At 68.0% G+C, this 25,034-nt stretch carries 28 protein-coding genes; 9 read left to right on the plus strand and 19 right to left on the minus strand.

Annotated elements, in window-relative coordinates:
• Positions 1-186: 186 nt before the first annotated feature.
• Positions 187-2,427, plus strand: coding sequence for a DNA topoisomerase IV subunit A (gene parC / locus ACT3CF_RS15450; RefSeq protein WP_478424257.1), 2,241 nt, complete (start codon positions 187-189; stop codon positions 2,425-2,427).
• A gap of 145 nt (positions 2,428-2,572) precedes the next feature.
• Positions 2,573-4,312: a putative bifunctional diguanylate cyclase/phosphodiesterase gene (locus tag ACT3CF_RS15455; RefSeq protein ID WP_478424258.1), complete on the plus strand. Its 1,740-nt coding sequence runs from the start codon at positions 2,573-2,575 to the stop codon at positions 4,310-4,312.
• Here the strand turns inward: ACT3CF_RS15455 and ACT3CF_RS15460 are convergent.
• The 4 genes from ACT3CF_RS15460 to ACT3CF_RS15475 are packed head-to-tail and all read right to left on the minus strand — an operon-like array spanning position 4,228 to position 7,232.
• Entirely contained in the window at positions 4,228-5,454 is a 1,227-nt protein-coding gene (locus ACT3CF_RS15460) for a CCA tRNA nucleotidyltransferase (RefSeq protein ID WP_478424260.1), read from the minus strand. The genes ACT3CF_RS15455 and ACT3CF_RS15460 overlap by 85 nt on opposite strands.
• Complete coding sequence (locus ACT3CF_RS15465) at positions 5,442-6,050, minus strand: CoA pyrophosphatase (RefSeq protein WP_478424262.1); 609 nt, start codon at positions 6,048-6,050, stop codon at positions 5,442-5,444. Before ACT3CF_RS15465 ends, ACT3CF_RS15460 begins: the two co-directional genes overlap by 13 nt.
• Complete coding sequence (locus tag ACT3CF_RS15470) at positions 6,047-6,661, minus strand: DUF1285 domain-containing protein (RefSeq protein WP_478424264.1); 615 nt, start codon at positions 6,659-6,661, stop codon at positions 6,047-6,049. Before ACT3CF_RS15470 ends, ACT3CF_RS15465 begins: the two co-directional genes overlap by 4 nt.
• 49 nt (positions 6,662-6,710) lie before the next feature.
• Positions 6,711-7,232, minus strand: a complete 522-nt coding sequence (locus tag ACT3CF_RS15475) for a GNAT family N-acetyltransferase (protein WP_478424266.1) — start codon at positions 7,230-7,232, stop codon at positions 6,711-6,713.
• Positions 7,233-7,417: 185 nt separating this feature from the next.
• On the opposite strand from ACT3CF_RS15475, the gene ACT3CF_RS15480 reads away from it, so the two are divergent.
• Positions 7,418-7,789 (plus strand): dihydroneopterin aldolase, encoded by a 372-nt coding sequence (locus ACT3CF_RS15480; RefSeq protein WP_478424267.1) that lies wholly within the window; start codon positions 7,418-7,420, stop codon positions 7,787-7,789.
• Positions 7,790-7,834: 45 nt separating this feature from the next.
• Here the strand turns inward: ACT3CF_RS15480 and ACT3CF_RS15485 are convergent, their stop codons facing one another.
• Positions 7,835-8,683, minus strand: coding sequence for a hypothetical protein (locus ACT3CF_RS15485; RefSeq protein WP_478424268.1), 849 nt, complete (start codon positions 8,681-8,683; stop codon positions 7,835-7,837).
• Positions 8,684-8,908: 225 nt separating this feature from the next.
• On the opposite strand from ACT3CF_RS15485, the gene ACT3CF_RS15490 reads away from it, so the two are divergent.
• The 5 genes from ACT3CF_RS15490 (at position 8,909) to ACT3CF_RS15510 (ending at position 12,149) form a co-directional block, all read left to right on the plus strand.
• Positions 8,909-9,595: an energy transducer TonB gene (locus ACT3CF_RS15490; RefSeq protein WP_478424270.1), complete on the plus strand. Its 687-nt coding sequence runs from the start codon at positions 8,909-8,911 to the stop codon at positions 9,593-9,595.
• A gap of 83 nt (positions 9,596-9,678) precedes the next feature.
• Positions 9,679-10,464 carry a MotA/TolQ/ExbB proton channel family protein gene (locus ACT3CF_RS15495; RefSeq protein ID WP_478424466.1) on the plus strand — a complete coding sequence of 262 codons (786 nt, stop codon included), beginning with the start codon at positions 9,679-9,681 and terminating at the stop codon, positions 10,462-10,464.
• 90 nt (positions 10,465-10,554) lie between these two features.
• Positions 10,555-11,034: an ExbD/TolR family protein gene (locus ACT3CF_RS15500; RefSeq protein ID WP_478424271.1), complete on the plus strand. Its 480-nt coding sequence runs from the start codon at positions 10,555-10,557 to the stop codon at positions 11,032-11,034.
• Between the two features lie 27 nt (positions 11,035-11,061).
• Positions 11,062-11,490 (plus strand): ExbD/TolR family protein, encoded by a 429-nt coding sequence (locus ACT3CF_RS15505; RefSeq protein WP_478424273.1) that lies wholly within the window; start codon positions 11,062-11,064, stop codon positions 11,488-11,490.
• Positions 11,491-11,771: 281 nt separating this feature from the next.
• A complete protein-coding gene (locus tag ACT3CF_RS15510; RefSeq protein ID WP_478424275.1) occupies positions 11,772-12,149 on the plus strand; it encodes a tetratricopeptide repeat protein in 378 nt (125 codons plus the stop codon).
• 55 nt (positions 12,150-12,204) lie between these two features.
• On the opposite strand, the gene dcd is transcribed toward ACT3CF_RS15510, so the two are convergent.
• The 4 genes from dcd to ACT3CF_RS15530 all read right to left on the minus strand — a co-directional run bounded on the left by dcd (position 12,205) and on the right by ACT3CF_RS15530 (position 14,453).
• The gene (gene dcd, locus ACT3CF_RS15515) at positions 12,205-12,756 is read right to left on the minus strand and encodes a dCTP deaminase (RefSeq protein WP_478424277.1); all 552 of its coding nucleotides are present in this window, start codon (positions 12,754-12,756) and stop codon (positions 12,205-12,207) included.
• A gap of 61 nt (positions 12,757-12,817) precedes the next feature.
• A complete protein-coding gene (locus ACT3CF_RS15520; RefSeq protein WP_478424279.1) occupies positions 12,818-13,279 on the minus strand; it encodes a cytidine deaminase in 462 nt (153 codons plus the stop codon).
• Positions 13,279-13,965, minus strand: a complete 687-nt coding sequence (locus ACT3CF_RS15525) for a GH25 family lysozyme (RefSeq protein WP_478424281.1) — start codon at positions 13,963-13,965, stop codon at positions 13,279-13,281. Before ACT3CF_RS15525 ends, ACT3CF_RS15520 begins: the two co-directional genes overlap by 1 nt.
• Before the next feature lie 5 nt (positions 13,966-13,970).
• Entirely contained in the window at positions 13,971-14,453 is a 483-nt protein-coding gene (locus ACT3CF_RS15530; RefSeq protein WP_478424283.1) for a UPF0262 family protein, read from the minus strand.
• A gap of 83 nt (positions 14,454-14,536) precedes the next feature.
• On the opposite strand from ACT3CF_RS15530, the gene ACT3CF_RS15535 reads away from it, so the two are divergent.
• On the plus strand, positions 14,537-16,051 hold the full coding sequence (locus ACT3CF_RS15535) for a replicative DNA helicase (RefSeq protein WP_478424468.1): 1,515 nt from the start codon (positions 14,537-14,539) through the stop codon (positions 16,049-16,051).
• 24 nt (positions 16,052-16,075) lie between these two features.
• Here the strand turns inward: ACT3CF_RS15535 and ACT3CF_RS15540 are convergent, their stop codons facing one another.
• The 10 genes from ACT3CF_RS15540 to ACT3CF_RS15585 form a co-directional block, all read right to left on the minus strand.
• Positions 16,076-16,852: a phosphoadenylyl-sulfate reductase gene (locus ACT3CF_RS15540; RefSeq protein WP_478424285.1), complete on the minus strand. Its 777-nt coding sequence runs from the start codon at positions 16,850-16,852 to the stop codon at positions 16,076-16,078.
• Entirely contained in the window at positions 16,845-17,270 is a 426-nt protein-coding gene (locus ACT3CF_RS15545; RefSeq protein WP_478424287.1) for a DUF934 domain-containing protein, read from the minus strand. The genes ACT3CF_RS15540 and ACT3CF_RS15545 overlap by 8 nt, the downstream gene beginning before the upstream one ends.
• Positions 17,263-18,894, minus strand: coding sequence for a nitrite/sulfite reductase (locus ACT3CF_RS15550; RefSeq protein WP_478424289.1), 1,632 nt, complete (start codon positions 18,892-18,894; stop codon positions 17,263-17,265). The genes ACT3CF_RS15545 and ACT3CF_RS15550 overlap by 8 nt, the downstream gene beginning before the upstream one ends.
• A gap of 78 nt (positions 18,895-18,972) precedes the next feature.
• Positions 18,973-19,269 (minus strand): DUF2849 domain-containing protein, encoded by a 297-nt coding sequence (locus ACT3CF_RS15555; RefSeq protein WP_478424290.1) that lies wholly within the window; start codon positions 19,267-19,269, stop codon positions 18,973-18,975.
• The gene (gene cobA / locus ACT3CF_RS15560; protein ID WP_478424292.1) at positions 19,266-20,051 is read right to left on the minus strand and encodes a uroporphyrinogen-III C-methyltransferase; all 786 of its coding nucleotides are present in this window, start codon (positions 20,049-20,051) and stop codon (positions 19,266-19,268) included. Before cobA ends, ACT3CF_RS15555 begins: the two co-directional genes overlap by 4 nt.
• Before the next feature lie 101 nt (positions 20,052-20,152).
• Positions 20,153-20,884, minus strand: coding sequence for a Bax inhibitor-1 family protein (locus ACT3CF_RS15565; protein ID WP_478424294.1), 732 nt, complete (start codon positions 20,882-20,884; stop codon positions 20,153-20,155).
• A 3-nt stretch (positions 20,885-20,887) separates the two neighbouring features.
• The gene (locus tag ACT3CF_RS15570) at positions 20,888-21,604 is read right to left on the minus strand and encodes a Bax inhibitor-1/YccA family protein (protein ID WP_478424295.1); all 717 of its coding nucleotides are present in this window, start codon (positions 21,602-21,604) and stop codon (positions 20,888-20,890) included.
• 12 nt (positions 21,605-21,616) lie between these two features.
• Positions 21,617-21,913 (minus strand): HP1242/YdcH family protein, encoded by a 297-nt coding sequence (locus ACT3CF_RS15575; RefSeq protein WP_478424296.1) that lies wholly within the window; start codon positions 21,911-21,913, stop codon positions 21,617-21,619.
• Between the two features lie 167 nt (positions 21,914-22,080).
• Positions 22,081-23,496: a succinylglutamate-semialdehyde dehydrogenase gene (gene astD / locus ACT3CF_RS15580; RefSeq protein ID WP_478424298.1), complete on the minus strand. Its 1,416-nt coding sequence runs from the start codon at positions 23,494-23,496 to the stop codon at positions 22,081-22,083.
• A 133-nt stretch (positions 23,497-23,629) separates the two neighbouring features.
• A complete protein-coding gene (locus tag ACT3CF_RS15585) occupies positions 23,630-25,018 on the minus strand; it encodes a protein adenylyltransferase SelO family protein (protein WP_478424299.1) in 1,389 nt (462 codons plus the stop codon).
• Between the last annotated feature and the right edge of the window lie 16 nt (positions 25,019-25,034).

Genomic DNA, 25,034 nt, shown 5'->3' on the forward strand with positions numbered 1-25,034 from the left:
GTTGCCGGGAGCGGCGGGGAACCCCGATCGGGCTTCGGCGTTGCCGGGGGGACGCGGAGTCCTCGCGCGATCCTAGGGGGTTTTGCGAGGGCGCGGCGGCCGTGCGCCACGAAATCGCGCCGGGCGTGAGATCATAAGGGGAACGCCCTTGGCGTTTGCCCCTGTCGCCTGCTATTCAGCGCGGCGATGACCCTCGACACCGACGTTTCCGAACCCTCCGGCGCCTCTGACGTCCCCTTCGACAGCGCATTGTCCGAGCGCTATCTCGTCTATGCGCTGTCGACGATCACGGCGCGGTCGCTGCCCGATGTGCGTGACGGGCTGAAGCCGGTGCACCGGCGGCTGCTCTGGGCGATGCGGCTGCTGCGGCTCGATCCGGCGAGCGGGTACAAGAAGTGCGCGCGCGTCGTCGGCGACGTGATCGGCAAATACCATCCCCATGGCGACGCCTCGGTCTATGACGCGATGGTGCGCCTCGCGCAGACCTTTGCGCTGCGCTATCCGCTGGTCGACGGGCAGGGCAATTTCGGCAATATCGACGGCGATAATGCCGCAGCGTACCGATATACCGAGGCGCGGCTGACGCAGGTCGCGATCGACCTGATGGACGGCCTCGACGAGAATGCCGTCGATTTCCGCCCGACCTACAACGGTGAAGAGGAAGAGCCCGAGCTGTTTCCGGGGCTGTTTCCCAACCTGCTCGCCAACGGCGCGGCAGGCATTGCGGTCGGCATGGCGACGAGCATCCCGCCGCACAATGCGGCCGAGCTGATGCAGGCGGCCGTCGCGCTGATCGACAATCCGCAGGCCAATGTGCTCGACCATGTGCGCGGCCCCGATTTCCCGACCGGCGGCGTCGTCGTCGACAGTCCGGCGGCGATCGCCGAAGCCTATGCCACCGGTCGCGGCAGCTTTCGCGTGCGTGCCAAGATCGAGAAGGTGACCGAGAAGGGCGGCGCCTGGCATCTGGTCGTCACCGAGATCCCCTATGGCGTCCAGAAGGGCAAGCTGATCGAGGGGATCGCGGCGCTCGTCAACGACAAGAAGCTGCCGATCCTTGCCGATGTGCGTGACGAGTCGGCCGAGGATGTTCGCATCGTGCTCGAACCGCGCAGCCGCACGGTCGACGCCGACACGCTGACCGAAAGCCTGTACCGCCTGTCGGACCTTGAGGTGCGGGTGCCGTTGAACCTCAACGTGCTCGACAAGAACCGGACGCCGCGCGTGATGAGCCTGCGCGACGCGCTGGCGGGATGGGTCGAGCACCAGTTCGTCGTGCTGCGCCGCAAGTCGCAGCACCGGCTCGACAAGATCGCCGACCGCCTGGAGTTGCTGCGCGGTTATGTCATCGCCTTCCTCAACCTCGACCGGGTGATCGAGATCATCCGCACCGAGGATGAGCCCAAGCCGGTGATGATGGCCGAGTTCGGGCTGACCGACCGCCAGGCCGAGGCGATCCTCAACATGCGGCTGCGCTCGTTGCGCAAGCTCGAGGAGATGGAACTCCGCCGCGAGCAGGAAAAGCTGGAGAAGGAGCAGGGCGAGCTCGAACTGCTGCTGTCGTCCGACGCGCGCCAGCGCACGCGGATGAAGCGCGATCTGGGCAGGATGATCGCGCGCTATGGCCTCGACACGCCGCTGGGCGCGCGCCGCACCGCGATCGTCGAGGCGGCGCCCGCGCGCGAGATTCCGCTCGAGGCGATGATCGAGCGCGAGCCGATCACCGTGATCCTGTCGCAGCGCGGCTGGATCCGCGCGATGAAGGGCCATGTCGAGCTCGCCTCGGCCGAGACGCTGAAGTTCAAGGAGGGCGACGGCCCGCTCTTTGCCTTTCATGCGCAGACGACCGACAAGCTGCTGCTGGCGGCGGACAATGGCCGCTTCTACACGCTTGCCGCGGACAAGCTGCCGGGCGCGCGCGGTTTCGGCGAGCCCGTCCGTGCGATGATCGACCTGGACGGCGACCGCAGCGTCATCGCGCTGCTTCCCGCCTCGGCTGCGGCGAAGCTGTTGCTTGCGGCCACCGACGGGCGCGGCTTCATCGTCGGGATTGCCGACGTGCTGGCGGAGACGCGCAAGGGCAAGCAGGTGATGGCCCCGCGCGCCGGCGCGCAGCTGAAGCTGGTGCGGCCGGTGGGGGCCGACGACGATAGCGTCGCGGTGATCGGCGACAACCGCAAGATGCTGGTCTTCCCCATCGGCGAGGTGGCCGAGATGACGCGCGGGCAGGGCGTCCAGCTTCAGCGCTATCGCGACGGCGGGCTGGCGGATGCGATCACGCTGCGCTTTGCCGACGGGCTGAGCTGGCGGATGGGCGGCGAACAGGGGCGGACGCGGACCGAGGCGGACCTGACCGCATGGCGCGCGGCGCGCGGCGCGGCGGGACGGATGGCGCCAACCGGATTCCCGCGCGACAATCGCTTCTGACGTCGCGCGCGAACGGGCCGAAAACAGCAGATTTGCGGGATGCGTTCGGCACGCGTCCCCGGGCGATCGTGGCTTAGGCAATCCGAGTCAGATTTCCCGTTGCTTCATGGGCTTTTAACTAATTGACCGCTAAGTCCCGCGGGCTATGCCCTTGCCCCGGCCCCTTTCTTTTCATCTCGCCGCCGTGGAGCCGGTTCCGCCCGCGGCGCCGGTTCCGCCCGAAGAAGCGCTGGCCAGTGACGCCGTTCTCGACCTGCTGCCCATTCCGGCGGCGGTGATCGATCTGGAGGCGGGGCGCTTCGTATTTGCGGCGACCAACCAGCGCTTCCGGATGGCAGGCATCGGCACGTCGGCCGACGAGTCGCCGCTGATCCGGTTGCTCGGGCCTCGGCTGCGTCGCTTTTTCGATTCCGGCGAGAATAACTGCGAGATCGTCTGGCAGTTCGGCGACGAGGTCGATTACCGCAATTTCCGCGTGATGTTCGCGCGCCGGCCGCAGGGAGAACGCACGAACCGCTGCCTGGTGAGCCTGGTCGACCAGACGTCGGAGTTGCGCACCGAACACAGCCTGCGCCGCGAAATGGCGACCGACAGCCTGACGGGGTTGCCCAACCGTTCGGGATTTGCCGACGAGATCGAGGCGCTGATCGGCCCCGACAATGCCGACGGCTATGCCGTGCTGGTCATCAACCTTGACCGGTTCAGCCGGATCAACGCCTGTATGGGCGGGCTGGCAGGCGACGAGCTGCTGATTTCGGTCGCTCGCCGGCTGAAGGGGGCGCTGCGCAGCCGCGACGTGCTGGCGCGGATGGGAGGCGACGAATTCGGCGTGCTGCTGACGCTCGACCAGGGGGCGAGCGATGCACTCCATGTCGCCAAGCGCATCCAGGGGGCGCTTTCGACGCCGTTCCGGCTTTCGGACTTCGAAATCCGCGTCGAATGCTCGATCGGGATCGCGCTGGGCGCCGACAATGACGGCGACCCCGAGGATCTGATCCGCCACGCCCAGTTCGCGGTCAAGCGGTCGAAAAAGAGCGGCCGCACCGAAGTGTATCACACGCGGGCGTTCGACATCGCGCGCGAGCAGTTCGGGATCGAGACCGAGCTGCGCCGGGCGATCGACGGCGGCCAGCTGCGCCTGACCTATCAGCCGATCTGCGACCTTTCGACGGGGCGGATCGTGTCGTTCGAGGCGCTGGCGCGCTGGACCAACGAGCATGGCGTCGAACTTTCGCCCAACGACTTCATTCCGGTGGCGGAGGAATCGGGGCTGATCGTGCCGCTGGGGCGCTGGGCGATGGAAGAGGCGGCACGGACGCTGTCGCGGTGGGACGCGATGGCGGGCGGCGATTGCGGCGTCCGTTTCTCGGTCAACCTCTCGGCGATCCAGTTGCAGCGCGACCGTGTGCCCGAAATGGTCAAGGCCGTGCTCGACCGGCACCGGGTCTGCGGCAGCCGCATGATCCTCGAGCTGACCGAAAGCGCGATCGTTTCGGACCCCGACCGCATCAGCCAGACGATGCTTGCGCTGAAGAGCCTGGGCACGACGCTGGCGATGGACGATTTCGGCACCGGTTATTCGAACCTCGCCTATCTCCAGCGCCTGCCGATCGACATTCTGAAGATCGACCGCAGCTTTGTTTCAGGCATGCTCGCCGACCGCGACAAGCTGGCGATCGTGCGTGCGATCCTGTCGCTTGCCCAGGCGCTGGGGATGCGGACGACCGCCGAGGGGATCGAGAACAACGAGCTGGCCCAGACGCTTGCGGCGCTGGGCTGCAGCTATGGCCAGGGCTTTCTCTATGCGCGCCCGCTGGAGGAGCCGGCGGCGTTCGCGATGCTCGACGGCTGCAACAGGGCGGTGACCGCCTCGTCGGCCAACTGAGCGACGCGGGCCTCGCCGGGGAAACCCTCGGCGATCCAGCGATCCTCGACCGCGTGGAGCGCGCGCGCGACCTCCGGCCCCTTCGCAAGCCCGCGTGCCACCAGCGCGCCGCCGCCGAGCGGCAGGCGCGGCACATCCCATTCGGCCATCGCGGCGGCATCGGCGATGCGGCCGGCAAGCAGCAGCGCATCGACCGCATTTTCGCGCCCCAGCCGGTACGCGGCCTCGCGCGCGTCGGCGATCGCGAGCGGGCGGGCGGCGGCCGCGAGGCGCTTGCGGTTCGCGTTCGAGAGCTTGAGCCGGGCGCCGACCGCGGTTGCGACGGCGTCCGAAGGCGGGAGCAGCGCGGCGAGGCGGCGAATGGCCGACGCGGCGATCCCGGCTTGGGCCTCCGCCGCCGCGAGCGTGTCGAGGCGCGCCGCGCCGTCGGCGTCGATTTCGGGGAGAACCGGCGCGAAAATGCCGTGCTCGACCATCAGCCGGACGACGCGCGGGGCGTCGCGCGCGACGAGGAGCTTGGTCAATTCGTCGGCGATGCGTTCGCGCGAGAGCGCCATCAGATCGCGCGCGCGGGCCGTGCAGGCCGCGAGCGCGTCGGCATCGGGCGTGTCGCCGAAGCGCGCGAGGAAGCGGAAAAAGCGTAGGATTCGCAAATGATCCTCGGCAATTCGCCGCAAAGGATCGCCGATAAAGCGCACCTGGCGTGAAAACAGGTCGTCGATTCCGCCGAAAAAATCGAAAATCGTGCCGTTCGCAGGATCGGCGTAGAGCGCATTCATCGTGAAGTCGCGCCGCGCGGCATCGGCGCGCCAGTCGGCGGTGAACGCAACGGTGGCATGGCGGCCGTCGGTCGCCACATCGTGGCGAAGCGTCGTCACCTCGACCGGGCCGCCGTCGAGCACCGCCGTCACCGTGCCGTGCGCGAGCCCGGTGGGCACGACCCGGATCGCCGCCGCGCGGAGGCGCTCGATCACGTTTTCGGGCGCGAGCGGCGTGGCGACGTCGATGTCGGCGACCGGCAGGCCGAGCAGCGTGTCGCGCACCGAGCCGCCGACGAAGCGCGCGTCGCCCAGCGCGGCCACCAGCCGGTCGAGCCCCGGGCGACGGCGCCACTCGGCATCGGGAAGAATCATGGTTTCCATCGCAGTCGCCGTGAAAGATTGACGAGCATCGCCGCCGTGGCACCCCAGATCCGGCGATCACCCCACAGGATTTCGAAATAGTGCCGCTCGCGCCCGTCATGGAACACGCTGGCGCGGTGCTGGTTGGCGGGATCGAGCAGAAAGTCCAGCGGAACCTCGAACACATCGGCAACTTCGGCTTCGGCCGGAACGAGCGGCAGGTCGGGCGGGACGACGCCGAGCACCGGCGTCACGTCGAAGCCCGTGATCGTGCGGTAGCGATCGGCGGTGCCGATCACGTCGACCAGCCGGCCGGGAAGCGCGATCTCCTCCTCCGCCTCGCGCAGCGCCGCGGCGACCGCATCGGCATCGCCCGGATCGACCCGCCCGCCGGGAAAGGCGATCTGGCCGGCATGGCGGCGCAGGCTGGCGTTGCGGAGCGTCAGGATGACGCCCGGATCGCGCCGATCGGTGACGCCGATCAGCACCGCGGCAGGGCGGGGCGGCGGCGCATCGACGGCGAGCAGCGTGTCCGGCCCGTGATCGCCGGGCCAGAGATCGGGCGGAAGCGGATGGTCGGTCGTGAGCGCGCCGCGCAGCCGCTCGGCCAGCGTCACGCGGCGCCTCCATGCGCGGCGGCATCCGCCATATCGGGTTCGAGCGCGAAGAAGGCGCCGTCGCTCCACACCCCGGCGGGCGCGCTGCCGTTCGACAGCGCGATTTCGGCGAGTTCGTAATAGACCGGGCGCGCGAGCAGCGCGAGGAGCCCGCCGCGCACGACGAGATAGGGGCGCGCCTCTTCACCGGCCGCATCGCCGTCGTCGCGCACGACGAGGCGCAGCGGATGATCGGGGCCGGCCGCGACGATGTCGCCGGTGTTGAGCCGGAAGGCGAGGCGCATCGCCGCACCTTCGCCCTCGCGCTTCATTTCGACCGCGACGAAAGGCGCGTCCTCGACGTCGATGTCGAGCTTTTCGACCGGCGTGACGAGCACATGCCGCCCGTCGGGCTCGCGGCGCAGGATCGTGGAAAAGAGCCGGACCATCGCCGGCCGCCGGATCGGCGCGCCCTGGTGATACCAGGTGCCGTCGCGCGCGATCCGCATCTCGCTGTGCCCGCAATGCGAAGGGTTCCAGCGATCGACCGGCGGCAACTGCTTCGCATCGGCGAGACGGGCGATCTCGGCAAGGCTGAGGCCGGCGAAGTCGGGGGGCGGGGGGAGCGGCATCCCCTTCAGTTAGGCGAGCCGGCCCGCCGCCTCAACCCAGGGGGCGGCGTCAGCCCTGTTCCGCCGGGCGCGGCACGAGCAGCCCGGTGCCGTCGGGAACCGCGCTGCCGAGCGCGAGCAGGCGGCGCGCCTCGAACGGCCCCGGCATCCGCCAGCCGCCGGTGCGATCGGCGGTGAAGCCGAAAAAGCGGCCATAATATTCGGGATCGCCGATCAGCATCAGCGCATCGGCCCCCGCGTCGGCCGAAGTCGCCGCGGCCTGAAGCGTCCGCGCGACGAGCTGGCGGCCGATGCCGCCCTGTTGCCGATCGGGCTCGACGGCGACGGGGCCGACCATGACCATCGGCACATGCCCGCCGCGGTCGCAGGCGAGCGCGACCGGCCAGCACTGAATCGTGCCGAGCAGCGCCCCGTCGGGTGCGCAGGCGGCGAAGCTGAGTTCGGGGATCGGCGTGGTTCCCGCGCGCACCCGATACGCCGTTCGCGATCGCCGGTCCGGACCGAAAGCGCGGTCGAGCAGCGCCTCCACGGCGTCGGACGGGATCTGGTCGAGCGGTACGAGTGCGGTCACCTCTTTGTCCTTGCAACCGGGCGCATCCGATTCGCGCCCGCGGGTGGCGCGCTTTACCGCCCGATTGTGACGAAACAAGCCCGGATCGTGGCAGCGACGACGCGCGACCGCGCGACCCCGGGCTTTCAACCCAGGCGGCTTCTGCTAAAGGCGCCCGCGCAACCCCTCCCGCGAAAGGCCCCAGATTGCCCGATCTGCTTCAGCTCCAGGTCCATGATCTCGAAGTCGAGATCCTGACCGGAATCTATTCGGAAGAAACGCATCTGCCGCAGCCGCTGCGCATTTCGGTGACGGCCGATCTCGACCTGCCCGAGCGTTTCGATCCGGAAACGCCGCTGAGCGCGTCCAAAAGCTATATCGACCTGAAGCATGCCGCGACCGACGCGCTGCCCAAGGACGTACATTTCACGCTGATCGAGGCAGTTGCCGACCATATCTGCCAGACATTGTTCATCCAGGACGCGCGCGTGCGGCGCGTCGAGGTGCGCATCGTCAAGCTGGCGATCGCCGAGCATAACGAATCGATCGGCATCACGCTGGTGCGCCACCGCCGTTGAGGCCGCCGCCCCGGCCGGGAAGGGCCGGGGCGAACGGGGCGTCGTTCAGCGACAGGGGCCGAGCGCCGCCCGGACAAAGGCATAATCCTCGCGCGCCGCCGCGACATTGGCCGGATCGGCGCCGTCGAAGCTGGTATCGGGGAGCGTCGCGGGAAGGCCGCAGGCGAGGCGATACCAGAGCAGCGTGTCGCGCCGCGGCGGCCCCGCCGCCTCATCGACGATGTCGCCAAGCGCGACCGCCCAGCGCCGCTGTTCACCCGGACGACGCAGGATCTGGAGCGATACCGGCGCGTCGGTCTGGGTAAGCAGGAAGATCTGCGTCTCACCCTCGCCCGGCAGCGTGCCGGGGACGTGGAAGACGTTGCCGATTCCCGTAATCGCCGGCGGCGCATCGGGTGCGACCACCTCACGCGTGATCGACCGCACGCGCGCATCGAGATCGGGCGTCCAGGCGAGCTGGGCATCGGCGCCGGCGAGCTGGACCTGACCCGGGCGGCCGGGCAGGGCGCGCGCGAAGAGCAGCATCCGCTGCTTGCGCAGCCGGGGCACGCGACCGCGCGCATCGACCGCGACATCCGCAACATACCCGATATGCGCCGGGAGCGGATCTGTGCCGCGAATCAGGGCGCCGACCTGGGCCTCGATATAGAATCGGACATGTCCCGGAGCGGTACCGACGGCCTGTGGACCGGTGACGCGAGCGGCGCTGACAACGTTCGCATCGATCACCAGCGGCGCCGCGAGGACATGCCCGGCAAGCGTCGCATAACTGGGTTCGGCGGCGACCGTGTCGACCGCGGCGGGGGCGGAATTCTGCGCGGATTCCCGCGCATTGGCGGGCAGTGCCAGCGGCGCTGCAACGCAACAAATTGCTAACAGACTGGCTCGATTCATGGGTGCTGCGATAGCCCAACGGGGCCCGCTTAAACAGAAATAATTCCGTCATGCCGCGGCGCTAGGCCCTTTTGGTCCGACAAAGCGTTTGCGTACCGCGGGGTGCCACGATACAGACTCGTGCCCTGCCGAACGTGCGCTTTGACCAGTGAACGGCGGGCGGACTGTGCGCGGGACAATCCGCCGCCCAGGGTCGCATCGAATTAGAGGAGTGACGTTGCCGACATGGCTTACGCTGACCGGAATGTAACTGGGAGCCGGTTCGTTGCGATCATCCTGGTCGCAATCATCGTGGCGGGCATGGGGTATGCCTTTGTCACGGGCCTGGCTTACCAGTATATCAAGAAGAAGGCGGAGGAGTTGAAGACCTTCCAGGTCGACGAACCACCGCCCCCGCCCGAAGAAGTACCGCCGCCGCCCCCGCCCCCGGATACTCCGGTGCCGCCGCCGCCGACGCAGGTCGTGACGCCGCCGGCGCAGGTGCAGGTGCAGCAGCCGACGCCCCAGATCAACACCACCCCGGTGATCCCGCCGGCCCCGCCGATTTCGCCGCCGGCCCCGCCGGCGCCGCCGTCGCCGCCCGCACCGCCGTCGCCGCCGGCTCCGCCGCGCGTCGCCAAGGGCGTGAGCCCGCGGGGTGCCCCGGGTAGCTGGGTGACCAACGACGACTATCCCGCAGCGGCAATCCGCGCGGAGCAGCAGGGTACGACGGCGTTCCGCCTTTCGGTCGACGCAAACGGTCGCGCCGTCGAATGCACGGTGACCCAGTCGAGCGGCTCGTCGCTTCTCGACAGCACCGCATGCTCGCTGCTCAAGCGCCGTGCGAAGTTTAACCCGGCCGAGGACACCAGCGGAAACAAGGTTCCGTCGTCTTACGCAGGCCGGTTTACCTGGCGTTTGCCGAACAACTGATGGGTGGCCGGTGCATGGCCGCGGGGCCAGCACCGGCTTGACGTTTGATCAAAGCGATACTTTTTCAGAGGAAAGATCCACAAATGCTCACGACCGTTCTTGCCGCCGGCACGCCGGGCGCCAACTTCAACATCCTCCACGCTCTGAACGAGGGTGGCGTGATTTCGTGGAGCACCGCCATCATCCTGACCGGCATGCTCTTCTTCTCGCTCTACATCCTGTTCACCAAGATGTTCGAACAGCAGAAGATCCTGAACCAGGGCAAGCGCGTCCGCGCGTCGTTCTGGAACCTGAACACGCTGCGCGAAGGCGCCGCGAAGCTGGAGAAGGACTCGGCGTATCGTCAGATCGTCGACGACGGCCTGTCCGCGCAGGAGCAGCACAAGCTGCTGACCGATCCGGTCGAAGCGCATGACTGGGTGCACGGTTCGCTGGCGCGTTCGGAAGCGTCGATCAACTCGGTGCTCGCCGGCGGCCTCGCCTTCCTCGCGACCGTCGGTGCGACCGCGCCGTTCATCGGTCTGTTCGGTACCGTCGTCGGCATTTTCCGCGCGCTGATCAAGATCGGTGCGGAAGGCCAGGCTTCGATCGGCACCGTCGCCGGTCCGGTCGGTGAAGCGCTCATCATGACCGCGCTCGGCCTGATCGTCGCCGTCCCGGCCGTGCTCGCCTACAACTTCCTGCAGCGCCGCAACAAGGCGATCGCCGAGCAGCTGAGCGCGTTCTCGAACGACGTCCTCGGCTTCCTGGCTTCGGACGGCCGCGTCCGCCCGACCGTCGCGAAGGCGAAGCCCGCCGCTGCGCCGGCCGCCAAGCCGGCCGCGACGACGACCGCCGGCCAGGCCGGTGGCGCCCAGACCCGCGCTTAAGGAACGGACCCGGGCCTGCTTCCTTCGGGGGCAGGCCCAAGCCGCCCGGGTTCGCCCCGGGGGCAGGCGACAAGAATAGGATTAGCCGCAATGGCGATGAGCGTAGGTGGAGATTCCACCCAAGATACTCCGATGTCGGACATCAACACGACGCCCCTCGTGGACGTCATGCTGGTGCTCCTCATCATCTTCCTGATTGCTATTCCGGTCGTGGTTCAGTCCGTTAAGCTCGAGCTGCCGAAGAACCCGTACGAGCCGACCGAGACGAAGCCCGAAAACGTGCTTCTGGCGATCACCGGCGAAGGCGGGCAGTGCAAGGTCTATTGGGGCATGACCCCGGTGACGCACCAGCAGCTGCTCGACATGGGCGTGAAGAAGCTGAAGGACGAGATCAACCGCCAGGGTGGTCCCAACGCGGCGGGTCTCGAACTCCCCGAAGTCCATATCCGCGGCGACATCAACACGCCGTACCGCTGCATCGGCGGCACCATCTACACCATGCAGATGGCGGGCTTCGTGAAGGTCGGCTTCATCTCCGAGCCCGAACCGGGCACGGTTCCGGCCGAATAAGCCGGCGATAATTAGGAGTTACACCCCATGGCAATGAGCGGTGGCCGCGACGACGGCGAACCGATGATGGAGATGAACACGACGCCGCTGATCGACGTCATGCTCGTGCTCCTCATCATGTTCATCATTACCATTCCGATCCAGACCCATGCGGTGAAGGTCGATCTTCCGCAGAACGGCAACCCGCCGCCCGCGAACATCGTCGAGCCGCAGAAGAACAAGCTGTACATCGACGCCAACGGCAACGTGTTCTGGAACAGCCAGCAGATCGACGATCTGCGCCTGCGCCAGTATCTTGACGCGTCGCTGCAGATCAATCCGGAGCCGGAGCTGCACTTCCAGCCCGATCCGCAGGCGCGCTACGACGTTGTCGACCGCGTGCTGACGATCGTGAAGCGTGCGAACGTGACCAAGCTGGGTTTCGTCGGCAACGAACAGTATCGCAACGATTTCTGATCGTTCGCGGCCGGCGGCCGCTGACGATGACTGACGCAAGGCGGCCTTCGGGCCGCCTTTTTTTTGGCCCGCTGCGGGGGCCGTGGGTGAGGATGGGCTGCCTGCAAGCGGATGGTGTGGCGCGGGCGGGGAGGCGAGGGCCGACACCCCTGGCTGGCGGTATCGGCGGGAGGTGGCGCCCTCCGCAACCGACCTGACTTGCGTCGGGGGATGGAATGTAACAAAAATGTCATCATAAAGTCACGTCATCGTAACGTGACGCCGATGCCAGGAGAGTTGCCATGCGCCCATCCCTTGCCGCCTGTGCCGCCATTGCCCTGATCCCGACGATCGCCGCGACATTGCCGGCGCGTGCCCAGACGCAGCCCGCGCCGGCCGTGGCGGCGGGGCAGATCGAACGCGGCGCCTATGATCGGGCGGAACGCCAGCTGGCGAGCGCGCTGCGCGTCGAACCCGCACAGCCCGAGGCGTTGCTCAACCTGGCCGTGGTCTATGCCCGCACCGGCCGCGCCGCCGCGGCGCGTGACCTTTATCGTCGCGTCCTCGACCAGCCCGACGTGCTGATGGACCTGGCCAACGGGAACAGCGCGGGATCGCACCGGATCGCACAGGCGGGACTGGCGCATCTGGCGCGAACGAGTTCTGACGCCGCGCGCTGAATCGCTGCCGCGACCGCGCGCCCTCGCCGTCGCGGTGGTGGCGCGCCGTGCGCGGTCAGAGCCGCGGCAGGGTCACGCCGAGCTGGTGCATATACTTGCCGGCGCGATCGGCGTAGCTCGTCTCGCACGGTTCGTTCCCCTTGAGGAACAGGAACTGGCACGCGCCCTCGTTGGCGTAGATCTTGGCGGGCAGGGGCGTGGTGTTCGAGAATTCGAGCGTGACATGCCCCTCCCAGCCGGGTTCGAGCGGGGTGACGTTCACGATGATGCCGCAGCGCGCATAGGTCGACTTGCCCAGACAGATCACGAGCACGTCGCGCGGGACGCGGAAATACTCGACCGTGCGCGCGAGCGCGAAGCTGTTCGGCGGGATTACACAGACGTCGGTGCGCCGGTCGACGAAGCTGTTCGACGCGAAATCCTTTGGATCGACGATCGCGCTGTCGACATTGGTGAAGATCTTGAACTCGTCGGCGACGCGCGCGTCATAGCCGTAGGACGAGAGCCCGTAGCTGATGCAGCCGTCGCGGCGCTGCGCCTCGACAAAGGGCTCGATCATGCCGTGGTTGCGGGCCTGTTCGCGAATCCAGCGGTCGGAAAGGATCATTCGGGGCTCCGATTCGGATGAGGGGCGAGCTTTGCCGCGGGCGCTCGCCGCGGCAAGCCGGTCAGGCGCGCGCGGGAACGATGCCGAGATCGCCCGGCCCGAACGCGTGCGGGAGCAGTTCGGCGAGCGTGAAATGCGCGACCCGGTCGCCCTCGGCGCCCGCGCAATGGATCGCGATGTCGCGTCCGCCCATCTGCGCCGCCTCGTTGATGACCTGACGACAGCGACCGCAGGGCAGGATCGGTTCGGTGCCGCGATGGCCGGCATCGGTGAGCGGACCGCCGATGATCGCGATCTCGACGATGTCGGCCAGCCGCCCCTGGGCGTTGGCGGTCGCGATCGCCACCGTTTCGGCGCAGAGCGACAGGCCGTAGCTCGCATTTTCGAAGTTGGTGCCGGTGATGACGCTGCCGTCGACCAGCCGCAGCGCCGCGCCGACGCCGAAGCGCGAATAGGGGGCATGGGCCTGCCGCGCGGCGGTGCGCGCGGCCTCGATCAGCGTCTTCACACGATCATCGGTCATCACTTGCGAACATCCCAATGGAGCCTTTGGTCGACGCCGGCAACGCGGCGCGCGCCGTTCGCCTGCCACAAGCGCCAGTCGCGCGCGAGGTAATTCGGCGGGAAAAAGTCGCGCACGCCCCAGAGGGGGCGATCGATCGCGGCGCTGAGATGATAGGCCTGTTCGAACGCGGGCGAGATGCGCAGGATCGCCTGCCGGCCGAGATGACGCTCGATCCCGGCCAGGAACGCGCGGACCGACGCGTGAAGCGCCGCCGGGTCGGGGCGAACGGCGCAATCGGCGGAATCGTCGAGATCGAACGCGACGGCGGGCGGAAGCTGCGAATCGGTGCGCGCGACGGTGGTGATGAATGCCGCCATCTGCGTCCCGGCATCGGCGCACAGCGACCAGCGGTGCAGCGCCCCGCGCTGAAGACCGGCCTCGCCGACGCGTTGCCAGTTGCCCTCGAACGCGGCTGCGCGTCGGCCGCCGATGCTGGCCTCGACATAGGCGAAGCGGGCGCCGGCGCGGCGCAGCGCCCAGCCGTCGATCGCGCCGTCCGAATCGCCGATGTCGACGCCCTGGTCCGCCGGCTGCCCGGGCGCCCAGCCGCTCGCCCAGTACCATGCCGCGCCGATTGCCGTCGCGAGCACGAGCGCAACCGCCAGCACGGCGCGCGGGTGCCGCCGAAGCAGGGGTGCGAGCATGCCGGTCAGCCCTTGATGTGAAGGACGCAGATCAGCGTGAACAGGCGGCGCGCCGTGTCGAAATCGACGTCGATCTTGCCTTCGAGCCGCTCCTTGAGCAGTTCGGCGGCCTGGTTGTGGATGCCGCGCCGCGCCATGTCGATCGTTTCGATCTGCGCGGGCGAGGCGTGCCGCACCGCCTGATAATAGCTGTCGCAGATCGCGAAATATTCCTTGATCGGCCGCCGGAAGCGCGCGAGCCCCAGCACGATCGTTTCGAGCGGCGATCCGTCGGCGCGGCGGATTTCAAGCGCCAGCCGCCCTTCCTCGACACGCAGATGCAGCCGGTAAGGGCCGGCATAGCCGTCGGGATGCTTGCGCTGGGGGGCGAAATGATTGTCTTCGAGCAGGTCGAAGATCGCGATCCGCCGTTCCTGTTCGATATCGGCCGACCGCCACAGGATCGTGCGCTCGTCCAGGGTGATGTCGATGATCCGCGCGTCGGCCATAGGAACGTTGCTTTGCGTCCAATTCCCGTTTTCCACAAGGGCCGGGAGTTGCGGCGGGGCGGCAGGTGCGCGACAAGGCGCGGATGGCCCAGCCGATCCCCTTTCCCAATCGCGAGACGCCCGAAGGCGGCGTCACGCTTCCCCAGAATGTCGAGGCCGAGGCCGCGCTGCTCGGCGCGATGATGATCGACAACCGCGTGGCCGAGGATGTGCTGCAAAAGCTGCGCCCGGAGCATTTCTTCGAACCCCTGCACGGTCGCATCTATGACGCGATCGCGACGATGGTGGGCGACAACCGGCTGGCGACGCCGGTGACGTTGCGCCCGCTGTTCGCGACCGACGCGGCGATGAAGGAACTGGGCGGTCCGGCCTATCTCGCGCAGTTGACCGGCAACCCCGCCAGCCTGATCGGCGCCCGCGCCTTTGCCGACCAGATCTATGACCTGGCGCAGCTGCGCGCGCTGGTGAGCGTGGGGCGCGAACTGGTCGACGGCGCGCTCGACACGAGCCAGGACATCAACCCGGCGAAGCAGATCGAGCAGGCCGAACTGAAGCTGTACGAAGTCGCCGAGAAGGGCGGCACCGAGGCGGGCGTCAAATCGTTCACGCGTGCCGCGACGCTGGCGGTGCGCCAGGCCGAAAAGGCGATGAATTCGGGCGGCGGCATTTCGGGCGTGACCACGGGGCTTGCCGATCTGAATGCCTCGACCGGCGGTTTCAACCGATCGGACCTGCTGATCCTCGCCGGCCGCCCGGGCATGGGCAAGACCTCGCTGGCGACGAACATCGCGTTCAATGCCGCCAAGCGGTGGATGGACGACCTGGAATCGGGCATCGCCGAGGACAAGTCGATCGGGGCGCCGGTCGCGTTCTTCAGCCTTGAAATGTCGGCCGACCAGCTTGCGATGCGTATCCTTTCGGAACAGGCCGAAGTGGTGTCGGAGAAAATCCGCACCGGGCATCTGAGCACGACCGAGTTCCAGAAATTCGCGCGCGCCGCGGGCGACCTCGAGCGCCTGCCGCTCTATATCGACGACACCCCCGGCCTGACGATCGCGGCGCTGCGCACGCGCGCGCGGCGGATGAAGCGCCAGTACAAGATCGGGATGGTCATCGTCGACTATCTCCAGCTGCTGCAGGGCAGCGGCAAGGCGGCGGGCGACGGCCGCGTCCAGGAGATTTCGGAAATCAGCCGCGGCCTGAAGACGCTGGCGAAGGAGCTCAACGTGCCGGTGCTGGCGCTGTCGCAGCTGAGCCGTGCGGTCGAAAGCCGCGAGGACAAGCGGCCGCAGCTTTCGGACCTGCGCGAATCGGGGTCGATCGAGCAGGACGCCGACATCGTGCTGTTCGTCTATCGCGACGAATATTATCACGACTTCAAGGCGCCGACGAAGATCCCCGACGGCACCGAGACCGCCGAGGAGCGCATCGCCTATGAACAATGGCAGGCGCGGCAGTTGCAGGTGGCCAACAAGGCGACGGTGATTATCGCCAAGCAGCGCCACGGCGCGACCGGGTCGGTGCACATGCGGTTCGACCGCCAGTTCACCAAGTTCAGCGATCTGGCGCCCGAGGACGCGGTGCCGTTCGGCGACTGACGAGGCGCGGGCGTTGCGGGCCGGTCAAAATACCGGCAGGTCGGGATCGGCGTCGCCCGCAGGCTTGTGGATGCCACATTCGGTCTTTTGCCAGCCGCGCCAGCGCCCGGCGCGCGGATCCTCGCCGGGCTGAACTATCGAGGTGCACGGCACGCAGCCGATCGACGGATAGCCGCGATCGACCAGCGGATGCGGCGGCAGCGCGTGCGCGGCGAAATAGGCGTCGATGTCGGCGCGCGTCCAGTCGGCGAGCGGGTTGATCTTGAGCCGGTCGCCATCGGCCTCGAACCGGGCGAGCGCGGTGCGGGTGTGCGCCTGGAACGCCTTGCGGCCGGTGATGCTGGCGTCGAAACCGGCGAGCCCCGCGGCCAGCGGCGCGACCTTGCGGATCGCGCAGCAGCCGTCAGGATCATAGGACCAGCGCAATGCATTCGCATCGCGCGCGGCGAGCGCAGCCGGGTCGGGGGCGATGACGCGCAGGTCGAGAAGCCCGAGCCGCGCGACCAGCGTATCGCGATACGCCAGCGTCTCGGCAAAATGGCGGCCGGTGTCGAGGAACAGCACCGGCACCGCGGGGTCGACGGCCGCGACAAGGTGAAGCAGCACCGCCGATTCGGCACCGAAGGACGAGACCACCGCGACCTTGCCCGCCAATCCCTCCGCAAACAGCGTCGCGAGCATGTCCGGCGTGGCGATGCCGGCGAAGCGCGCCTCGAGCGCCGCCGCGCGGGCCGCTGCGGCGTCGGCGGCGGTCGCGACGTCGATCCGGTCGCGCGACCGGGGCATGCCTGCGTCAGCCATGCCGCAACCGCCACACCGGGGCCGTGGCATCGGCCGCCGCCTGATAGGCGAAGGGGAAACGGTCGAGCGCCGCCTGCGCCGCCGCCGGGTCGATCGGCGTGTCGGGGGCGATGCTGTCGAACCCGCAGCGGCGCAGGGCGACGAGCTGATCGAGCAGCACGTCCCCTTGCGCGCGCAGTTCGCCCACATAGCCCGCCTCGCGCAGGATACGTGCCGAGGAGAAGCCGCGTCCGTCGCGGAAGCTCGGGAAGCTGATTTCGACCAGCGCGATCCGGTCGAGATGGGGGATGAGCACACGAACATCCTCGCCCGCTTCGACGCGCACCGCGGTTGCGTTCGACTGGCCGAGAAACGCATCGAGTGTCACCGCCGGCTCGTCATGTGCCGCGTCGGTGCGGAAGCGCAGGGCATCAGCCATAGATCGCCTCCTTGAACGGCTCCATTCCGACGCGGCGATAGGTATCGAGAAAGCGTTCGCCGGGCGCGCGGCGCCGAAGGTAGAGTTCCGTCGCGCGCTCGATCGCGTCGACCACGCCGTCCTCGTCGAAGCCGGGCCCGGTGATCTTGCCGAGGCTGACGTCCTCGGCCCCCGAGCCGCCGAGCAGCAACTGGTAGTTTTCGGTCCCCTTCCGGTCGACGCCCAGGATGCCGATGTGCCCGGCGTGATGATGGCCGCAGGCATTGATGCAGCCGCTGATCTTGAGCTTGAGCTCGCCCAGTTCGCGTTGCCGCCCCCGGTCGGCGAAACGCGCGGCGATCTTTTGCGCGAGCGGGATCGAGCGCGCGTTGGCGAGCGCGCAATAATCGAGGCCGGGGCAGGCGATGATGTCGGTGATGAGGTCGAGATTGGCCTCGGCCAGCCCGACCTCGCGCAAGCTTTGCCACAGCGCGAAGAGTGCGTCCTGGCGGACATGCGGCAGCACGATGTTCTGTGCATGGGTGACGCGGAGTTCGCCGAAGCTGTGGCGTTCGGCGAGGTCGGCCATCGCGTCCATCTGCGCTGCGCTGGCATCCCCGGGGATGCCGCCGACGGGCTTGAGGCTGATCGTGACGATCGCGTAGCCCGGCTGACGATGCGCGTGGACGTTACGATCGAGCCATGCGGCGAAATCGGGATCGCTGCGATCGGGTTCGTGCGCGGCGGCGGGATCGAACGGCGGATCGGCGAAATGCGCGCGGATCCGGTCGAGCTCGGCGCGCGGCGGGTCGATGCCGAGCTTCTTCACCTCGGCAAACTCCGCCTCTACCTCGCGCCGATACTGCTCGGCGCCGATTTCGTGGATGAGGATTTTGATCCGCGCCTTGTACAGATTGTCGCGCCGGCCATAGCGGTTGTAGACGCGCAGGCATGCCTCGAGATAGCTGATGAAGTCCTCATAGGGCACGAAATCGCGGATTTCGGGCGCAATCATCGGCGTGCGTCCCATGCCCCCGCCGACGAAGACGCGCGCTCCCAGGCGGCCGTCGCGCGCGATGATCTGGAGCCCGATGTCGTGCAGCCGCATCGCCGCGCGATCGGTTTCGCTGGCGATCACCGCGATCTTGAACTTGCGCGGGAGGTAGGTGAATTCGGGGTGGAAGCTGCTCCACTGGCGCAGCAGCTCGGCCCAGGGGCGCGGATCGGTCACTTCGTCGGCCGCCGCACCCGCGAACTGGTCCGAACTGATGTTGCGGATGCAGTTGCCCGACGTCTGGATGGCATGCATCTGGGTCTGCGCGAGTTCGGCCAGGATGTCGGGCGTGTCGGCGAGCCGAATCCAGTTGAACTGGACATTCTGGCGCGTGGTGAAATGCGCATAGCCCCGATCATGCTCGCGCGCGATGCGGGCGAGCACGCGCATCTGGGCGGCGGCGAGCGTGCCATAGGGAATGGCCACGCGCAGCATATAGGCGTGAAGCTGGAGATAGAGACCGTTCATCAGCCGCAGCGGCTTGAACTGATCCTCGGTCAACTGGCCCGAAAGGCGCCGTGCGACCTGATCGCGGAACTCGGCAACGCGGGCATCGACCATCGCCTGGTCATATTCGTCGTAACGGTACATCGGGCGGCCCCTAGTGCGAGTTGATGCCGAGGCGCGGCGCGGCGGGTGAAGCGGTGCGGGACATCCGCCCGGCGCCGTTCATATCACCCAGCTCCCCGCCGCCGGGTCGGTCGGTGCGAGCGCAAGATCCGGGCGGACGGTGGGGCCGGTCGCACGGATGCGATCCTTGATATGCGCCGGGCGCGGCCCATCGGGAGTCGCGCTGGCATCGATCACCACCGCGCCGACGACGCGCTGCGCCGCCTCCTCGATCCGCGCGAGCGCCTCGCCCCGCTCACCGACGTCCGTGGCATCGGCAATGGCGGGCGACCAGCCTTCGCCCGTCCACCACGTCACTGCGCCGGTGAGCAGATCGTTGCCGGTAAGCAGCCTCACGCCATCGCCTCCGCGGCGCGGGCCCAGCGGCCGAGCTTGTCCTCGGCGTCGGCGAGTTGCACGACCTCGCCGACCACGATGATCGCCGGACTGCCGACGCCTTCGCGGGCAACCATCGCCCCCAGGTCGGCAAGCAGCGTGCGGAGCGCACGGCGGCCGTCGAGCGTGCCGCGTTCGAGTACGGCGACGGGCATGTCGGGGGCGACGCCGTCGGCCATCAGCTTGTCGGCGATCGCGGCTGCCGTGGCCACGCCCATATAGATGACCAGCGTCCGGCCGCGACCGGCGAGCCCCGACCAGTCCTGATCGCTGAGCCCCTTGCACTGGCCGGCGACGAAGCTGACCGCGCTCGACCAGTCGCGATGGGTGAGCGGCAGCATCGCTTCGGCGGCACAGCCGAGCGCGGCGGAAACCCCGGGGATCACCTCGACCGGAAGGCCGGCGGCGCGCACCGCCTCGACCTCTTCCCCGCCGCGGCCGAAGATGAACGGATCGCCTCCCTTGAGCCGGACGACGATCGCGCCGGTGCGGACATGCGCGACGATCAGCGCATTGATCGCGCTTTGCGGAAGCGTATGGCGCGCGCGCTGCTTCGCGACCGAGATGCGGTGCGCCTGGGGTGCCAGATCGAGCACGCGGGGGTCGACGAGCCCGTCATGGACGACGACCTCGGCGATGCGCAACGCCTCGACTGCGCGGACGGTGAGCAGCCCCGGGTCGCCGGGGCCGGCACCGACGAGGATCACGCGACCGCGCGAAGTGGGATCCAGTAAGCTTGCCATGGCCCGGACATGCGGGCTGGCGGGCATTGCGACAACCGACGGATGCTTGGGGGCGGGGAAGTCCAGCTATAGCCTTGCGTGGCGATGGGAATTGGCGGCGATCAGTCGCCATCCCCGGCGATCGCGACGGCCCCCCAGAAGGCGTTCTGGAACAGGTTGAGCAGATCGAGGAACAGCACGAGCGCGCCGAGGATTTGCAGCCGGATCAGCGGTTGGCGGCCGGCATGGGCGAAATAGGCGCGTTTGAGACAGCCGAGATGGACGATCGTGACCAATCCGAACCCGCCCATCGCGATGGCCGCAAGCGCGATCTGGTTCGTCCCGGCATGCAGGCCGGCCCACAGCATTAGTCCGACCAGCGAAGCGATGGGCGTGCCGATCAGAAAGACGCCGAGCCGCGACAACGGCAGCGGGATGAGCCGCGAGACGAGCCCCAGCCCCGCGAAAAGCGACGCCGTCGAGAACAGCGCCAGTTCGACCGCGCGCGCGCCGAAACCGGCGAAGATCGCCGCAAGGCCCAGCCCGAACAGCAGCGACTGGAGCGCAAAGGCGAGCAACAGCGTGCGACTGGGCATCCGGTTGAAGAGGCCCGCGAACGGAATTGTGGTGAGGAAGGGCAGGACGGCGACGATCCATCGCACGGTGCTGCCCGTCAGCCAATCGTGCAGGCGCGGTGTCTCGGTAATGGCCAGCGCGGCGAGTGCCGCAAGCGTGAAGCCGAGCGCGAGCGCCCGAAACACACCGAACAGGAAGCGACGATAACCGTTGCGGGCGCGCAGATCGGCCGCCGGGGCCGGGAAGGACAGGGTGCCGGACGCGCCCGCACGGTTCATCGCTTATTCCTCTTGCTGGCCCAGCAGCCCGAGCAGCAGCTGGAACAGATTGATCAGATTCAGATACAGGCTGAGAGCCCCCATCACCTGAAGCTTATCGATCGCCTGCGTGCCGGCATAGGCGAGATACTCGCTTTTCAGCCGCTGCGTGTCCCATGCGGTGAGACCGGCGAAGACCACGACGCCCGCGATCGAGAGCAGCGTCTGAAGCATCGACGAACCGATCAGCAGGTTGACCAGGCTGACGCCGATTACGACCAGCAGGCCGATCATCAGGAAATTGCCCATCCGGCTGAGGTCGCGTCCGGTGGTATAACCCCACAGGCTCAACCCCGCGAACATCGCGGCGGCCGCGAAGAACGCCATGGCGATGCTGGTGCCGGTGAAGACCAGAAAGATGCTCGCCATCGACACGCCCATCACGCCGGCAAAGGCAAAGAACGCCATGCGCGCACCGGCGGCCGTCATGCGGTCGACACGGAACGTGAAGAAGAAGATGAAGGCCAGCGGCGCGAGCATCGCCACCCATTTGAGCGGCGTACCGAAGATCAGCGCTGTCAGCGCGGGCACGCTGGCAACGCCGGCGGCCACCAGCCCGGTGACGGCGAGGCCGATGCCCATGTTGCGATAGACGCCGAGCAGGTAGCGGCGCAGGCCCGCGTCGAAACGCGCCTGGGCCGCGCCGGCGGCGTCGCGGTTGAACTGCGAAAGCGAATCCATGGAATACTCCGTTCAGGCCTTGGGCATGGTGCGTAACGCGGTGCGCGCCAGGCGTCGCATCTCACCCGCGTCCGGAACGCGGCGGAAAAGCCGGTCCTTTATCGCGAGCCGCCGTTTCTTCAACTGGCGCAGCCGCAGCGCGTCGGGGACGGCGCGGGCCAGTTCGGCGCGAATCTCGCGGTTGAGGGTGCGGTGCGCGGCGATCAGCCGCAGAATGAAGTCACGCATGTGCCACTCCAAATCGATGGTTGCATCGATCGAGAAGCCCGGCGGTAGAAGGAGAGCCTGGAAACGGCCACCGAACTGCACCGAGCTTGCTCGATGCGGTCCGACATCACGGGGCTTCGCCAAGAAGCCGCCGCCAGAGGGGCCCGGTCCCGCCTGATCAATCTAGGCGGAGCCTATCCCGGGTTCAAGAGGGCGTGCGCAACGCGGGCGCGCGATCGTGGCGCCCGCCCGCGTTGACGTTCCGATCGTCAGGCGTCGCGGAGCCCGATGCCGATCGCGGCGCGCGCCTGTTCCGATTCGGACGAGACGACCGGATAGGCGCAATAGTCGGCGGCATAATAGGCGCTGGGCCGATGGTTGCCCGACCAGCCCACGCCGCCGAACGGTGCGGCCGACGAGGCGCCATTGGTGGGCTTGTTCCAGTTGACGATACCGGCGCGGATATTGGCCCAGAACTGATCGTAGAGATGCGGATTCTGGCTGACGAGGCTCGCCGACAGGCCGTAGCGGGTGTTGTTCGCCTCGGCGATCGCAGCTTCGAAACTGTCGGTGCGGATCACCTGAAGGATCGGGCCGAACAACTCGACATCGGGCTTCTCGCTTGCCTCTGTCATGTCGAGGATGCCCGGCGTCAGGAACGGCCGCCCTTCGATCGGGCGCGCCATGTGGCGCAGCGGCCGGCCACCGCGCGTGAGCAGCGCGACGAAGCTTTCGGTAAGCATGTCCGCCGTGTCGTTGTCGATCACCGGCCCCATGAAGGGCGCGGGATCGGCATGCGGTTCGCCGACGATCAGTCGATCGGCAAGGCGGATCAGTTCGGCCATCAACGGCTCGAACAGCTTTTCCTCGACGATCAGCCGCCGGGCCGCCGTGCAGCGCTGGCCGGCGGTGGTGAAGGCCGACTGCACCACAAGGACGGCGGCCGAATAGAGATCGGGCGTGTCCCAGACGATGATGGGGTTGTTGCCGCCCATTTCGAGCGCCAGAATCTTTTCGGGGCGGGTCGCGAACTGTCGGTTGAGCGCGATGCCGGTGTTCGCGGAACCCGTAAACAGCAGGCCGTCGATGTCCGGATGGCCGGCAAGCGCCTTGCCCTGATCCGGGCCGCCGATCAGCAGGCGCACGCACCCCTCCGGAATCCCGGCGGCGTGGTAGCATTCGACGAGGAAGGCGCCCGAAGCGGGTGTCTTTTCCGACGGCTTGAACACCACCGCGTTGCCGGCGAGCAGCGCCGGAACGATGTGGCCGTTGGGAAGATGGACCGGGAAGTTATACGGCCCCAGCACGGCCAGCACGCCGTGCGGCTTGTGCCGCAGCGCGAGACGCGTGTTCATCGGCGCCTCGATCCGGCGCTGCCCCGTGCGTTCGGAATAGGCGGTGACTGAAATATCGACCTTGGCGATCACCGATTCGACTTCGGTGCGTGCTTCCCACACCGGCTTGCCGGTTTCCCGCGCAAGCAGGTCGGTGAACACGTCCGCCTTTTGCCGCACGACATTGGCGAAGCGCCGCAGCGCCTCGATCCGATAGGCGAGCGGGCGGGCCGCCCATTCGGCCCAGCTCGCGCGGGCAGTGGCGACTTCGGCATCGGCATCGCCGATCGGGTGCCGCCACAGGACGGCGCCGGTGGCGGGTTCGGTCGAAATGATCTCTTGTGCGGGCATTATCTTGTTTTCGGACTTCCCGGAGATTTTGAGGGGTCTTGCCCGAAACAGGGGGGGGATGCCAACCCCCGCCGCATTGCGAAACCGCAAGACCTGTCCCGCCCGCCGTGGCGGGCGGGGCGAGGGCGATGGCTCAGGCCAGCGCCTCGCCCATGCGCCGGATCGCGGCGACCTTGGCGTGAAGAGCCTCCCAGTCGTCGGCATCGGCGATGCGCGACCAGATCGCCTCGACCTCCTCGATCGGCATTCCGCAGGGCCGCGGGTCGGCCCAGTAGCGATGGTCGCGCTTGCGGCGGACGGCATAGTCGCGCAGGCGCAGGCGTATTCCGTCGAACGGCTCGCCATAATGGCCGGGCAGGTTGCCGCCGAACCCCGCGAAGAAAAAGTCGTCGATCGCCGTTCCGGTGCGCGAAAGCGCGCCCTGAACCGCGCGCGCCAGGCCGATATCCGCCTCGCCGCCGCGGGGTTCGAGCCCGAGCCGCCATGCCACCGCCTGGCCGAACGCCTGGTGAAAGGCATCGGCGAACCCTTCCACCGCGGCGATGAGCGCCTCCTGGTCGGCGATCAGGCGCAGGGCCACGGCCAGTTGCATGACATCCCAGTAGATCGCCTCGGGCTGGCGCCCGAAGGCATAGAGGCGGGCATGATCGAAATAGGCGGCCGTGAAATCCTCGTCCCAGCGCGGCGTGAAGCGCCAGGGGCCGTAATCGAAACTCTCGCCCGTGACGTTGATATTGTCGCTGTTGAGCACGCCATGGACGAAACCGGCAGCCATGAACTGGCCGGCCATCCGCGCGGTGGCGGCGACCACATGGGCAAGCAGCCGCGCGGGCGCTTCAGGATCGGCGGGCAGGCCTTCGTCGTCGGGCATCGCCGGTGCCGCCGGTTCGCCGAAATAATGGTGGAGGACATAGCGCGTGAGCCGGACCAGCCCGTCGGTGTCGTGGAAATAGGCGAGCCGCTGAAACGTGCCGATGCGGATATGGCTGTGGCTGAGCCGGACCAGCACCGCGGAGCGCGTCGGCGAGGGCTCGTCGTTGCGTTGGAGCGATTCGCCGGTTTCGACCACCGAAAAGGTTCGTGAGGTTTCGACGCCGAGCGCCTCGAGCATCTCGCTCGCCAGAATCTCGCGTACCGCCCCTTTGAGCGTCAGGCGGCCGTCGCCGAAGCGGCTGTAGGGCGTCTGTCCCGATCCCTTGGTGCCGAGATCGAGCAGCCGGCCGCGCGTGTCGCGCAACTGCGCGAACAGGAAGCCGCGCCCGTCGCCGATCTCGGGGTTGTAAACGCGGAACTGGTGCCCGTGGTAACGCAGCGCGAGCGGCCGGGGCAGGCTTCCCGGCAGCGGATCGAAGCGCGCGAAATGGGCGAGCCATTGCGTGTCGTCGAGCGCTTCGAGCCCGACCTGTGCCGCCGCGCGATCGTTGCGGAATCGCAGGATCGTCCTCGGAAAGCGCGCCGGCTCGACCGGATCGTAAAAGCCGTCGCCGAGCGCGAGGATCGCCTGTTGCGGAGAAAACGCCATACGGCGATATGGGGCG

This window comes from Sphingomonas chlorellae (assembly GCF_056485145.1).

What these genes read in the sequence shown, in the direction of transcription:
- parC (WP_478424257.1), top strand. Translation starts at nt 187, where the DNA reads ATGACCCTCGACACCGACGTTTCCGAACCCTCCGGCGCCTCTGACGTC.
- ACT3CF_RS15455 (WP_478424258.1), top strand. Translation starts at nt 2,573, where the DNA reads ATGCCCTTGCCCCGGCCCCTTTCTTTTCATCTCGCCGCCGTGGAGCCG.
- ACT3CF_RS15460 (WP_478424260.1), bottom strand. Translation starts at nt 5,454, where the DNA reads ATGGAAACCATGATTCTTCCCGATGCCGAGTGGCGCCGTCGCCCGGGG.
- ACT3CF_RS15470 (WP_478424264.1), bottom strand. Translation starts at nt 6,661, where the DNA reads ATGCCGCTCCCCCCGCCCCCCGACTTCGCCGGCCTCAGCCTTGCCGAG.
- ACT3CF_RS15485 (WP_478424268.1), bottom strand. Translation starts at nt 8,683, where the DNA reads ATGAATCGAGCCAGTCTGTTAGCAATTTGTTGCGTTGCAGCGCCGCTG.
- ACT3CF_RS15490 (WP_478424270.1), top strand. Translation starts at nt 8,909, where the DNA reads ATGGCTTACGCTGACCGGAATGTAACTGGGAGCCGGTTCGTTGCGATC.
- ACT3CF_RS15495 (WP_478424466.1), top strand. Translation starts at nt 9,679, where the DNA reads ATGCTCACGACCGTTCTTGCCGCCGGCACGCCGGGCGCCAACTTCAAC.
- ACT3CF_RS15500 (WP_478424271.1), top strand. Translation starts at nt 10,555, where the DNA reads ATGGCGATGAGCGTAGGTGGAGATTCCACCCAAGATACTCCGATGTCG.
- ACT3CF_RS15505 (WP_478424273.1), top strand. Translation starts at nt 11,062, where the DNA reads ATGGCAATGAGCGGTGGCCGCGACGACGGCGAACCGATGATGGAGATG.
- ACT3CF_RS15510 (WP_478424275.1), top strand. Translation starts at nt 11,772, where the DNA reads ATGCGCCCATCCCTTGCCGCCTGTGCCGCCATTGCCCTGATCCCGACG.
- dcd (WP_478424277.1), bottom strand. Translation starts at nt 12,756, where the DNA reads ATGATCCTTTCCGACCGCTGGATTCGCGAACAGGCCCGCAACCACGGC.
- ACT3CF_RS15520 (WP_478424279.1), bottom strand. Translation starts at nt 13,279, where the DNA reads ATGACCGATGATCGTGTGAAGACGCTGATCGAGGCCGCGCGCACCGCC.
- ACT3CF_RS15525 (WP_478424281.1), bottom strand. Translation starts at nt 13,965, where the DNA reads ATGCTCGCACCCCTGCTTCGGCGGCACCCGCGCGCCGTGCTGGCGGTT.
- ACT3CF_RS15530 (WP_478424283.1), bottom strand. Translation starts at nt 14,453, where the DNA reads ATGGCCGACGCGCGGATCATCGACATCACCCTGGACGAGCGCACGATC.
- ACT3CF_RS15535 (WP_478424468.1), top strand. Translation starts at nt 14,537, where the DNA reads ATGGCCCAGCCGATCCCCTTTCCCAATCGCGAGACGCCCGAAGGCGGC.
- ACT3CF_RS15540 (WP_478424285.1), bottom strand. Translation starts at nt 16,852, where the DNA reads ATGGCTGACGCAGGCATGCCCCGGTCGCGCGACCGGATCGACGTCGCG.
- ACT3CF_RS15545 (WP_478424287.1), bottom strand. Translation starts at nt 17,270, where the DNA reads ATGGCTGATGCCCTGCGCTTCCGCACCGACGCGGCACATGACGAGCCG.
- ACT3CF_RS15550 (WP_478424289.1), bottom strand. Translation starts at nt 18,894, where the DNA reads ATGTACCGTTACGACGAATATGACCAGGCGATGGTCGATGCCCGCGTT.
- cobA (WP_478424292.1), bottom strand. Translation starts at nt 20,051, where the DNA reads ATGGCAAGCTTACTGGATCCCACTTCGCGCGGTCGCGTGATCCTCGTC.
- ACT3CF_RS15565 (WP_478424294.1), bottom strand. Translation starts at nt 20,884, where the DNA reads ATGAACCGTGCGGGCGCGTCCGGCACCCTGTCCTTCCCGGCCCCGGCG.
- ACT3CF_RS15570 (WP_478424295.1), bottom strand. Translation starts at nt 21,604, where the DNA reads ATGGATTCGCTTTCGCAGTTCAACCGCGACGCCGCCGGCGCGGCCCAG.
- astD (WP_478424298.1), bottom strand. Translation starts at nt 23,496, where the DNA reads ATGCCCGCACAAGAGATCATTTCGACCGAACCCGCCACCGGCGCCGTC.
- ACT3CF_RS15585 (WP_478424299.1), bottom strand. Translation starts at nt 25,018, where the DNA reads ATGGCGTTTTCTCCGCAACAGGCGATCCTCGCGCTCGGCGACGGCTTT.